Genomic DNA, 359 nt, shown 5'->3' with positions numbered 1-359 from the left:
TGACCTGCCCCCAGAATTAGATACAACCTTCAGTTAGTAATGTCGGTTGGTTTTTCTTCATATTTCCCGTTTCGCCAGCCCGCTGCAAATTCAGCCGGCGTCAGGTAATTCAGTGATGAATGTGGTCGACACTCGTTATAATCCTGCCGCCAGTCATTAATGATTTCCCGGGCATGTAAAATATCGCTGAACCAGTGCTCATTCAGGCATTCATCCCGAAAGCGACCGTTGAAACTCTCAATAAATCCGTTCTGCGTTGGCTTGCCCGGCTGGATTAAGCGCAACTCAACACCATGTTCAAAAGCCCATTGATCGAGCGCGCGGCAGGTAAATTCCGGACCCTGATCGGTTCTTATCGT

The 359-nt window shown here is 48.7% G+C and carries 1 protein-coding gene; it reads right to left on the bottom strand.

Features of this window, described 5'->3' with window-relative positions:
* Positions 1-29 precede the first annotated feature (29 nt).
* Positions 30-359: integrase core domain-containing protein (locus CBW22_RS24655; protein ID WP_141097369.1), on the bottom strand; the 330-nt coding region annotated here is incomplete at its 5' end.

This window comes from Pantoea sp. VS1 (genome assembly GCF_002207995.1).
Classification (GTDB): Bacteria; Pseudomonadota; Gammaproteobacteria; order Enterobacterales; family Enterobacteriaceae; genus Pantoea; species Pantoea dispersa.
Note: the sequence above shows the minus strand (reverse complement) of the source record. Positions and strands in the feature narration are given on the sequence as shown.